Here is an 11,345-nt window from a genome sequence, read left to right as displayed (position 1 = left end):
ATGAGCGAGAACTGGGTAGGCCAGAACATCGAAGTGACACTCGGGGCGCCGGGGCACGGAGGGTTTTGCGTTGCGCGCCACGAGGGCCGCGTGATGTTCGTGCGTCACGGACTACCGGGCGAGATCGTCCGCGCCGCAGTGACAGAGGATCGCGGCGGGTCGTTCTGTCGAGCGGATGCGGTGGAGATCATCGACGCGTCACCGGATCGGATTGCGCCGCTCTGCCCGATATCCGGTCCAGGTGGATCCGGATGCTGTGACTACTCGCACGCGACCTTGGCTGCGGGCCGGGCGATGAAAGCATCCGTGGTGAGCGAGCAATTGCGTCGTATCGCGGGCCTCGAGCGTGACGTCGAGGTGGAGGAATTGCCGTTCACGGGAGATGGAACCGGGTGGAGAAGCCGAGTTCGACTGACCGTGGACCTTGCCGGACGCGCGGGTTTTCACCGCTACCGAAGTTCGACCATCGTGACCGAACTCGAGTGCCCCCAGGTGGTGTCGGGTGCTCTCGACGGATTGAACGAGGAGAAATGGCGTCCGGGCGCGGAGCTTGCAGTGGCGGTCGACGGTGCAGGCGAACGACACGTGGTCGAGATTGCGCCCGCAGCGGTGTCGAAAACGGGGCGACGTTCGCCGGGCAGGCGTGGTGCGTCCGCCCGACGTGCTGCGTCGGCGCAGGAGCGGACGCAGCGCACCGTCGTAGGTAGCGGGCGGGCACACGAATTCGTTGCCGGACGAGAATGGGAGCTGGATGCGAACGGCTTCTGGCAGGCACATCGCGGGGCCGCGCAGATGTACAGCGACGTCGTGGCCGAATGGGCGCTACCGAATCCCGGATCGGTTGCGTGGGACTTGTACGGCGGTGTCGGAGTGTTCGCTGCCAGCCTCGCACCCAGTGTCGGCACCGACGGGCGGGTGGTCAGTGTCGAATTCTCTCGACGCGCGTCAGCGGACGGCGCCGCAGCACTGCAGGACGTGAAACAAGTGGCGTTCAAGCCCGGCCGGGTGGAACGGGTAGTGGAGCTGTTGGACGCTCCCGACGTCGTCGTGCTCGATCCTCCCCGCGCAGGCGCTGGCAAAGAGGTCGTCTCGAGCGTCGCATCACGTTCACCGCGTCGCATCGTTCACATCGGTTGCGACCCAGCGTCGTTCGCCCGAGATGTCGGCCTGTACCGAGATGCTGGGTATACGTTCGAAGCGATGCGTGCATTCGACGCCTTTCCGCTCACGCACCACGTGGAGTGCATCGGCTTGTTCACGAAGTAAGTCGAAGGGGACCGAATGCTGCACTCTGGCTGCGGATATTCCCTTCCGCCGCCACAGAGTGCAGGATCGGTAGCAACCGCTCCGAATCGGAAAACAATGCGCACCAGATGCGCTCTCATCGGGCGCTGACGAGGGCGAGGATTCCTGGCTCGTAGATGCATGAGGAGAGAATCCGCTGGGCTCCGCATGCGCAGTTCTGGTAGCTGATCGCTCCTTCGCTCGTGTTGTGACGAGAGACTGTTGCCCAGCTATGGGAGTGGTTTTCGTGGCTATGCATAACCCCACTGTGCTGTAATGGTCTTATGCATATCAACCCTTACGGAACGTATGCCGTGCACTTGGGAGTCGGCTTGCTCAATTCTCCACCCGAGTCGGCCGCGGAACTCGGACGGCGCTGCGTCGAGGCGGGGTTGGTTGTCGACACCGTCCCCGGTGACGTCGACCTGGTGGACACGATGGCTTTTCTGGCCGAATGGTCATCGGTGGTGGACGCCCCCACCGATGAATCTCGAGCGGAAATCCTCAACGGCTTACTTACCCGTGCGTCCGCCTACCCGCGTCTGACCAACCACGCAGGAGATGGTTGGCACATCCACTATCGAGACCCCAATATCGCCCTGGGGTCAGTAATTCGGGCCCTGGTCAGCGTGGGAACTGCGCTTCATCTGACTGGCCGCGGAATGTCGCGGTTGGGTCGGTGTGCGGCCGAAGATTGCCACACCGCGTTCGCGGACGTGTCCAGAACGGGTCGTCAACGATACTGCGGGACTGTCTGTTCCAACCGTGATGCGGTGCGGCGACATCGAACACGAAAGGCGGCACACGGCCACTAGGAACCGAACACAGCTAGGTCTTTCGGTTGTAGAGACGCATCGTGATCGGTCCGAAGACGCCTAGAAACCCAGCACACATCACCGTGGTCACCGTCAATGCAGTGATGTCGGTGTCTCCGGACATCAGTGATCTGATCGAGGTGACGAGAAAGCTCACCGGATTGACCTCGACGAAGGCTCGCAACCACCCAGGCATGGTCTGCGGATCGACGAAGATGTTGCTGGCGAAGGTCAATGGGAAAAGAATGAACATCGATACGGCCATGACCGCTGATTCAGTTCGGACGATCATCGCGATCATCGTCCACACCCAGGACAAACAGAACGAAAACACCAGCAGCAGCACAATCGACGCTGCGACGCCGAGCATCCCACCGGCTGGGCGGAATCCGATGATCACACCCAGAATCAACACGATGACCGATGCAAGCGTGTAACGCACGACATCGCCGAGCAACGCACCGACCAGCGGCGACGGACGCCAGATGGGCAACGAGCGGAATCGGTCGAACACGCCTTTCTCGATATCCTTGTTCAACGTCACGCCGGTGTACATGGTGATCATGACCACGGTCTGCACGAGGATTCCGGGAAGCAGAAATTGGATGTAGGCGGTGGTTGAACCCGCCAATGCGCCACCGAAAAGGTAGGTGAACAGCAGCGTGAACATGATGGGAAACATCGTGACGTCGAATAGTTGCTCCGGCACGTGTTTGATTTTCAGCAACGCCCGCCAGCCGAAACTCGACGATGTGGACAGTGCGCTGGGTCTCGATGGTCGTGGCCCTGCGCTGCGCAGCACCTCGGCCACCGAGGCGGAAGCGTCGGTGAGCGTCGTGGTCATGATGCGGCCTCCGTCTCCGAGGCATGCCCCGTCAGAGCCAGGAAGACCTCGTCCAGGCTCGGTTGTCCGATCGCAAAGGAAGCGATTGCGATACCCGCTGCTTCGAAAGCGGGAAGTGCGGCCGCTACCGACGACGCGGAGTCGACTCGCGCAGAGATGGCCACCGGATCTGCGTCCTCCACGACTTCGTCGGTGAGGATGGTTCGCAATATCGCGGCGGCTGCACTGCGCCGCGCCGGATCGAGAACGCGCACATGAAGTGCACCTGCCCCGACCGACGCCTTCAAGTCTCCGGTAGTCCCTTCGGCGATGACCTTCCCTCGGTCGATGACAGCGACTCGACCCGCCAAGTGATCGGCCTCGTCCAGGTACTGCGTCGTCAACAGCACTGTTGTTCCGCCGGCCACGAGTGCCCTGATGATCTCCCACACTTGGTTTCGGCTCCGCGGATCGAGCCCCGTGGTCGGCTCGTCGAGAAAAATGAGCTCAGGAGTGACGATGATGCTTGCGGCGATATCGATCCGACGCCGCATTCCGCCCGAATACGTCTTCACCTGACGCCCACCGGCATCCGCGATCCCGAACGCCGTAAGAAGTTGTTCCGACCGCGAACGTGCTGCAGGACGGGAGTATCCATAGAGCCGCGCAAGAAGAACGAGATTCTCGGTACCGGTCAGGTCCTCGTCGAGAGACGCGAACTGGCCGGTGAGCGAGACCTTGCTTCGGATGGCACTCGCCTCGGTGGCGAGGTCGTGGCCGAGGATGCGGGCGCTGCCGCCGTCCAGGGGGAGGAGCGTTGCCAGCATCCGGATGGTTGTCGTCTTGCCTGCTCCGTTCGGGCCCAGCACGCCGTACACCCCACCACACGGAACGGTCAGATCGATACCGTCGACGGCAACGGTATCGCCGAATCGTTTGACGATGCCGTGAGTCGATATTGCCGCCGATGTGTCCATTCCTTCATGATTGCCCGATTTTCGCCTCGTCCGCAATCCATTTTTCGCGCTCGCCCATCCCTTTCGTTCCGTGTACCGAATACCTTGTGCGGCGGGAAAACGCGGAGGTTTCGGTGTGAGAGCCATATGAGCACTACTCTCTTGATCAATGAACGCGATCAGATTCGAATCAGTTGGGACCTTGGTCCGGTGAGCGCCACCCCGAGTTCGGACTCGCCGTTTCAGGGGACATCCGATTCATACGACGACCCGCCGGCATCGGTGGACTCCGAAGGAGCCGCGTGTGCGGTCCCCAGCGCACAGTTGCGTAATTTGCGCGCCGACGAGACCGAGCGTCTTCGTCGTCTCATGGCAGCAGTTGCCCAGGGTGACCAGCGTGCGTTCGCCGAGTTGTACGACGCGACGTCTGCTCGCGTCTACGGCATGGTGCTACGCGTACTTCGTGACCCCGGGTACAGCGAGGAAACCACCCAGGAAGTCTTTCTCCAGATTTGGCGATCGGCTCCGAACTACGATCCGAAACAGGGCAGTCCGCTCGCTTGGATCATGACTCTGGCTCATCGGCGGGCCGTCGATCGGGTCAGGTCGGAGCAATCCGGTACCGACCGTGAGGCAGCGTACGGCGCCATCAGCCACTCACCCGAGCACGACGAGGTGCTCGAGGCTGTCACGCAACGGCTCGAGTCCGATGCAGTGATCGCATGCCTCGATACGTTGACCGATACCCAGCGTGAATCTGTGCGAATGGCTTATTACAGCGGTTGGACCTACCGCGAGGTTGCCGAGCGCCTCGAGGTAGCGGTACCGACCATCAAATCGCGAATACGAGATGGGCTGATCAAGTTGAAGACATGTTTGGGGGTGACACCCTCATGAGCGAAGCGATTCGACAGCGACTGCTCGATTCCGCGGAGGTATTTGCCCTCCATGCGGTCAGCGCAGCAGAAGAATCAGAGATCGAACGCGATCTCGAGTCGGTCGACGACACCGCCCGCGTCCAGTTCGGCATTCTCGTCGGGGAGATTCAGGAGACGTTGGCGCTGGCGTCGGTGCTCGATGCCGTCGAGCCCCCGCCAGAGGTTCGCGCACGGCTTCTCGACGAAGTTCCGCGTACATCGCAGGTGACCCCACCGCCGGTGACCGCGTCGAACGTGACGAGCATGAAGGGTCACCGTGAACGGCGAAGCACCAGGTTGCGTACCTCGTTGATGGCTGCCGCGGCGGCGGTGGTCGTTGTAGTCGGTGGAGGTGTCGTCGCGACGCAAGTGATCGGGAACGATCCAAGCCCGACGCAGGCCGAGCAGGTGATTGCGTACGGTGACACGCAGGAATCCACAGCGAGCTTCCCCGGTGGAGGTACTGCGAAGATCTCGTATTCACGTGAAGCAGACTCGGCCGTGGTGGAACTCGACGGTGTGGCGGCACCGGAGGCGGGCAAGGACTACCAGATGTGGTTCGTCGAAGGAACTCCACGATCGGTCGGGCTCGTCACGCCTGCGCAACTCGAGGAAGGCGGCCAGACGGTCATCGAGGGTATGGGGGGAGCGACCAACTTCGCGTTCTCGCTCGAACCCGCAGGCGGCTCACCGCAGCCGACCGAGGTGCTGACAATGGCGACATTGGGCGCCTAGCAACAATGTGATTGCTGAAGCTGGGTGGACGAGGACGCCGGTGGAGATTTTTCCGCCGGCGTCCTGGCTTCAACGGGAGTCCGCGGTCGATTTTCAGCGCCGCGTTTCGAACTGGCCAAGCGACTTTATCGCTGTGTTCATCTGCAGGTATGCCCCCGTAGCGAGGTTGGTCAGTAGCTCCAGTTTCACGGCGGGTGCGTTTTTCGTCAGTGCATCGAAGTCCTCGACCGAAAGCACCCCTACGGTCAACGGCGTGTCCGCGCAGAAGTCGAGGAGGAAGGTCGTGCCGGCCAAAAGTGGCATCTCACCGAAGCTCATGCCAGGCGACAGCGTGGTTATTCGATGGCGTGAACCGTCGTCGGCCACGAAGATCGAGCTGACTTCACCTGCGAGCACCAGGAACAGTCCCGACGCCGGGTCTCCGCCGCGCACGATCACTTGGCCGCGGGGATAGTCCCGGATGTCGATCAGCGCTTCCACTTCCTCGAGCTGAGCGGGGGTCAGTCCGCTCAGGACCGGATGTTCCGATACCGAGATCGTCTCCGGTTGCCGCGGCCCTGCGCAGTAGCGGTCGAGTAGCAGCTCTTCTGCCCATCGAATGGCCGAGCCTGCGTCGGAGAAAACCCGGCCAGCTCCAGCGTTCGGGTCGATACTGGAAACCTTGTGTCCCATGACTCCCTGTGGGTCGACCAGCGAGGCCTGGCATCCACGTTCAGCCAGGTGACTGTGCAGGGCGTCGAACATGCTGCGCGCGACGTCACTGACCTCGCCGACCCCGCGGACATCGATGACCAACCCGTCGAGCTTGTCGTCGAGATTGCCGATCTCGCGTACGGCCGTCTCGGCGCCCGAGAACAGCAGGTCGCCGTGTAGTTCGTATACTCTTGCGCGAGTACCGAACTCGGCGAGGGCATCTTGTTCGACGTCACTTCTGCGCTTTCGAGATGGTACTTCGGTGAGCGTGTAACGAGCGCGAATGGCCGAACGGGCTGCACGGGTCACATGCAGGAAGTGAAGTTCGAGCCTGGTGGACAATTCGCGGCAGGTCGCCACTCCCCGCACGCTGCTCCCGTGTTGATCGAGACGGGGGGAATACACCGCAATTCCCATCTGCCCCGGCAACACTGCGAGCAGTCCACCTCCTACTCCGCTCTTGGCCGGCATGCCCACTCGCGCAACCCAATCACCTGCACCGTCGTACATACCGCATGTCGTCATCACGCTGAGTACTCGTTCGACGAGGGCGGGTGCCAAAGCTCGTTCCCTGGTTCGTGGGTTCACGCCGTTGTTGGCCATGGTGGCTGCCATCATGGCCAGATCGGCGGCGGTCACATCGATCGAGCATTGACGAAAGTAGAGGTCGACGGCCGCGTCTGGATCCTCCTCGATGATGTCGAAGGACCGCAGCATGTATCCGATCGCGCGGTTTCGATTTCCGGTTCTGGCCTCGGAGGCGTACACGCTCTCGTTGAAGGTGAGTTCTCGGCCCGCATAACGTGAGTACGCCGCCCTGATCCGTTCGAACCGATGTTTCCTCGTGCGTCCTTTGATCAACGACGCCGAGGTGATTGCGCCGGCATTGATCATCGGGTTTCTGGGACGTTCGGTGATCGGGTCCAAACTGATCTCGTTGAACGGCTCACCCGACGGTTCGATGTCGATCTTGCGGGCAACTGCAGCCTCACCGCGATCTGTCAGCGCCAATGCATAGGTGAACGGCTTCGAGATCGACTGAATGGTGAAGGGGGTCGCGGTGTCGCCGATTTCGTAGACATAGCCATCGCTGGTCGCAAGGGCTATCCCGTAGCCGTCGGGTGCGACTGCCGCGAGCTCCGGGATGTAGTCGGCAACCGCACCCGACGTATTGTCTCGGCATGCGTCGAACACGTCCTTCAGGATTTGGTCCACGACAGTTGTCATGAGGTGACCCTATGCTCCGGCCACCTCTTTCGATGTGACGATGGACGCGCCGCGATTGTTGGGTGCATGTGCCGGACCGCAGTATTGTCGAACAGTAGGAGCTATCTCGGCGTCGCTCCACGGGACGCTACGTAGACTGGGGAGACAAGACAGTTCGCATCGAACAAGGCAAGACTGCAAGGACCGAAGATTTCCGGCCGGAGGGAGCGATCTCGTTGGGTGTCCTAGCTCGAATCCAGACGCCCGAGGACTTGCGCCTACTGGCCCCGTCCGAAGTGGCAGACCTGGCAGTCGAGGTCCGTGAGTTCCTCGTCGACAAGGTGTCGGCGACGGGAGGTCACCTCGGACCGAATCTCGGCGTCGTCGAACTGACGCTGGCGATACACCGTATCTTCTCCTCGCCACACGACCCGATCATCTGGGACACCGGCCACCAGGCATACGTACACAAGATGATCACCGGTCGGACCGGAGCTTTCGATTCGCTGCGCAAGCAGGGCGGTCTTTCCGGATACCCCTCACGTGCAGAGAGTGAGCACGACTGGGTGGAGTCTTCACACGCATCGGCTTCGCTGTCGTACGCAGACGGACTGGCAAAAGCTTTCGAACTGAAGGGGCAAACCGACAGGCATGTCGTAGCCGTCGTCGGCGACGGTGCCCTGACAGGTGGCATGTGTTGGGAGGCCCTCAACAACATCGCGGCAGGCAAGGACCGCTCGGTTGTCATCGTCGTCAACGACAACGGACGTTCCTACGCACCGACGATAGGCGGCCTCGCCGAGCATCTCGCAGCGCTTCGGCTACAACCCGGTTACGAGCGGGTCCTCGACAACGGTCGACGCATCGTGCGCAAGATTCCATTCGTCGGCAAGACCGCATACGCGATGTTGCACGGAATGAAGGCCGGGGTGAAGGACGCGCTGAGTCCTCAGGTCCTGTTCACCGATCTCGGTATCAAGTACCTCGGACCCGTCGACGGCCACGATGAGCCGGCGCTCGAGTCGGCACTTCGACGTGCCAAGGACTACGGCGGCCCGGTGATCGTTCACGCGGTGACGCGCAAGGGGATGGGTTACGCGCACGCCGAGAACAATGTCGCCGATCAGATGCATGCCACCGGTGTCATCGATCCGCTTACCGGACAATCACGTTCGGTGGCTGCACCGGACTGGACGTCGGTCTTCTCTCGTGAACTCATCGATATCGCGGCTGACCGTGAGGACATCGTCGCGATCAGCGCGGCGATGGCCGGCCCGACAGGTTTGGCTGCATTCGGCGAGAAGTACCCCGGTCGGCTTTTCGATGTCGGGATCGCTGAGCAGCATGCCATGACCTCGGCGGCAGGCCTCGCGCTCGGCGGGATGCACCCAGTCGTAGCTGTGTACTCGACGTTCCTCAATCGTGCATTCGATCAACTGCTCATGGATGTGGCGTTGCTGAACTTACCGGTTACGTTGGTTCTCGACCGTGCAGGTGTCACCGGCAACGACGGCGCCAGTCACAACGGCATGTGGGACATGTCGCTGCTGGGGATAGTGCCAGGAATTCGTGTCGCCGCTCCTCGTGACTGCGCGACCCTTCGGGAGGAGCTCGCCGAAGCTTTGGCGATCAACGACGGTCCCACGGCACTGCGGTTCCCCAAAGGTGCCGTGACGGATGATGTTCCAGCGCTGCGACGACTCGACGGTCTCGTCGACGTTCTTGTCGAGCCGGAGTCCGGAGAGCGCGATATTCTCATCGTCGCTGTGGGGGCCTTCGCTTCATTGGCGCTCGATTCAGCTGAAAAGCTTGCAGCTCAGGGGCTTTCGGTTACAGTGATCGATCCACGCTGGGTGCTTCCGGTACCGGAGTCGCTCCTCGAGATGGCCAAGGATTTCCGTCTCGTCGTCACGATCGAAGATTCGGGTCTACATGGCGGAATCGGATCGAGCGTATCTGCCGCTGTCCGCGCCGCGGGTGTCGACACGATCTGCCACGACATCGGTGTGCCACAGAGGTTCCTGGATCACGCTTCTCGTGAGCAGATTTTCAATGAGCTCGGTTTGACCTCGGAAGACGTCGCACAGCGAATCGTGGGATGGTCCAAGTCGCCCTGAACTTTCGCTTGGTGCATCCGGCAGCGCCATGATGGGTCGTGTCGATCGGATTGTTCAAGTCAGTCGCTGGAATCGTCAGTAGGAGGCGACCATTCGACGACGCGTACGTCCTTGACGAGATGAGCGCGAACGAACGGATCGTAGGTGAACAGTCGACTGGCCGTGTCCAAGTCCGTCGACTCGACGATGAACTTTGCGCCGGTGTGGTCCGCCAACGGTCCGGAAGATCGCACGATCCCGCGTCGGATCATCTCGGTGAGCCATGCATGGTGATCCGTCCGGTGATCGTCCCTACCGGACGATGATTCCGGTGTGTAGGAATATTCGACGATAAACGTGGACATGACATCTCACTCTCTGCGAGGAGCGGCTCAGATAACCATGTCTTCGAGTTCCATGCCCTTGGTCTCGCGAATCTTGAACTTGACGAAGAAGAAGGAGAGCAGAGCGAAGAACGCGAAGAACGCATAGATGAATCCGAGGCCGATCGTCTCGGTCAGCGGAGGGAAAGCCAGCGTGATTGCGAAGTTGGCTACCCAATTGGCGGCAGTGCTGATGCCCAGGGCGACCGCGCGCATTCGGTTGGGGAACATTTCACCGAGCATGACCCACATGATCGGACCCCATGTGGCGGCGAAGAAGATGACGAACAGATTGGCACCCACGAGGGCGACCGGACCCCATGGGTCGGGGAGGGTGATGTTGTCCCCGGACCCGATCGACTGGGTGAACGATGCTGCGGCAAGAACCAGACCGACGAACATTCCGATGGAACCGATCTGCAATAGATTCTTTCGGCCGAATCGATCGACGAACAGAATCGCCACGAAGGTCATGCTCACGTTGATGACCGAGGTGATCACCGAGGTGACGAAAGACTGATTTTCGCTGAACCCGACCGATTTCCACAGAGTCGTCGAGTAGTAGAAAATCGCATTGATGCCGACGAATTGTTGCAGAATCGCCATGGTGATACCGACCCAGACGATGGGTTGCAGGCCGAATTTGGGCCCTCGTATGTCCGCAAACGAAGATTTGGCTTCAGCTCTGAGTGTGAGCCGAATTTCCTTGACTCGTTCGTTCGGATGCATTTCGCCGGAGATTTCACCGAGAATGCGCGCGGCTTCCTCGTCGAGGTGCTTGCCTACCAGGTATCTGGGCGATTCCGGAATGAGCGTAGCGAGGAAGCCGTACACGAGCGCGGGAACGACGCCGACGAGGAACATCCATCGCCAAGCTTCCATTCCGAACCACAGGTCGTTCGATGGCCCACCTGCGGCGTTCTGCAGTACCGCGTCGGAGAGCAATGCGGCGAAAATACCGATGGTGATCGCCAACTGCTGAAGTGACGCAAGACCGCCCCGATACTTCGCCGGGGCGATCTCCGAGATGTATGCAGGCGCGATCACCGAAGCGATCCCGATGCCCAGTCCGCCGATGACTCGCCACAGCATCAGGTCCGGAACGCTGAATGCGAAACCTGAACCGACGGAAGAGATGGTGAACAATGCTGAGCCGAGCAGCATGACGCGTTTGCGTCCCCAGCTATCAGCGAGTCGTCCGGCGAACCATGCGCCTACTGCGCAACCGAGTAGCGCAATGGCGACGGCGAAACCGGTGATGAACGAGTTCAGGCCGAAATTTTCTTGAATCGAATCGACCGCGCCGTTGACGACCGAACTGTCGAAACCGAAAAGAAATCCCCCGACCGCGGCAGCGACGGTGACTCCGATGACTTTCGCGGTGTAGCGATCTGTAGGTTGCGTCATTGCGAACCCAGCTTTCGAGGTCGTGTGCCA

Annotated in this window: 10 protein-coding genes; 5 read left to right on the top strand and 5 right to left on the bottom strand. The window is 61.0% G+C overall.

Annotation, left to right across the window (positions count from 1 at the left end):
• Positions 1-1,266 (top strand): class I SAM-dependent RNA methyltransferase, encoded by a 1,266-nt coding sequence (locus ABIB36_RS09790; protein ID WP_084348980.1) that lies wholly within the window; start codon positions 1-3, stop codon positions 1,264-1,266.
• A gap of 302 nt (positions 1,267-1,568) precedes the next feature.
• Positions 1,569-2,099, top strand: coding sequence for a CGNR zinc finger domain-containing protein (locus ABIB36_RS09785; protein WP_179142418.1), 531 nt, complete (start codon positions 1,569-1,571; stop codon positions 2,097-2,099).
• A 13-nt stretch (positions 2,100-2,112) separates the two neighbouring features.
• Here the strand turns inward: ABIB36_RS09785 and ABIB36_RS09780 are convergent, their stop codons facing one another.
• Both ABIB36_RS09780 and ABIB36_RS09775 read right to left on the bottom strand, forming a co-directional pair.
• Positions 2,113-2,943: an ABC transporter permease gene (locus tag ABIB36_RS09780; RefSeq protein WP_084348745.1), complete on the bottom strand. Its 831-nt coding sequence runs from the start codon at positions 2,941-2,943 to the stop codon at positions 2,113-2,115.
• Positions 2,940-3,899, bottom strand: a complete 960-nt coding sequence (locus tag ABIB36_RS09775; RefSeq protein WP_084348746.1) for an ATP-binding cassette domain-containing protein — start codon at positions 3,897-3,899, stop codon at positions 2,940-2,942. Before ABIB36_RS09775 ends, ABIB36_RS09780 begins: the two co-directional genes overlap by 4 nt.
• Positions 3,900-4,025: 126 nt before the next feature.
• Between ABIB36_RS09775 and ABIB36_RS09770 the strand changes: the two genes are divergently transcribed.
• Both ABIB36_RS09770 and ABIB36_RS09765 read left to right on the top strand, forming a co-directional pair.
• Positions 4,026-4,775: a sigma-70 family RNA polymerase sigma factor gene (locus ABIB36_RS09770; protein WP_502944884.1), complete on the top strand. Its 750-nt coding sequence runs from the start codon at positions 4,026-4,028 to the stop codon at positions 4,773-4,775.
• Positions 4,772-5,530 carry an anti-sigma factor gene (locus ABIB36_RS09765; RefSeq protein ID WP_084348748.1) on the top strand — a complete coding sequence of 253 codons (759 nt, stop codon included), beginning with the start codon at positions 4,772-4,774 and terminating at the stop codon, positions 5,528-5,530. The genes ABIB36_RS09770 and ABIB36_RS09765 overlap by 4 nt, the downstream gene beginning before the upstream one ends.
• Before the next feature lie 93 nt (positions 5,531-5,623).
• Here ABIB36_RS09765 and glsA read toward each other — a convergent pair whose 3' ends face one another.
• The gene (gene glsA, locus ABIB36_RS09760; RefSeq protein ID WP_354559664.1) at positions 5,624-7,450 is read right to left on the bottom strand and encodes a glutaminase A; all 1,827 of its coding nucleotides are present in this window, start codon (positions 7,448-7,450) and stop codon (positions 5,624-5,626) included.
• A gap of 215 nt (positions 7,451-7,665) precedes the next feature.
• On the opposite strand from glsA, the gene dxs reads away from it, so the two are divergent.
• A complete protein-coding gene (gene dxs / locus ABIB36_RS09755; protein WP_084348750.1) occupies positions 7,666-9,546 on the top strand; it encodes a 1-deoxy-D-xylulose-5-phosphate synthase in 1,881 nt (626 codons plus the stop codon).
• 59 nt (positions 9,547-9,605) lie between these two features.
• Here dxs and ABIB36_RS09750 read toward each other — a convergent pair whose 3' ends face one another.
• Positions 9,606-9,890, bottom strand: a complete 285-nt coding sequence (locus ABIB36_RS09750) for a YciI family protein (protein ID WP_084348751.1) — start codon at positions 9,888-9,890, stop codon at positions 9,606-9,608.
• A gap of 27 nt (positions 9,891-9,917) precedes the next feature.
• Entirely contained in the window at positions 9,918-11,315 is a 1,398-nt protein-coding gene (locus ABIB36_RS09745; RefSeq protein WP_084348752.1) for a sugar porter family MFS transporter, read from the bottom strand.
• Positions 11,316-11,345: the final 30 nt, after the last annotated feature.

Source organism: Rhodococcus sp. UYP9, assembly GCF_040547235.1.
GTDB lineage: Bacteria > Actinomycetota > Actinomycetes > Mycobacteriales > Mycobacteriaceae > Rhodococcoides.
This window is presented reverse-complemented; position numbering and strand designations above follow the sequence as displayed.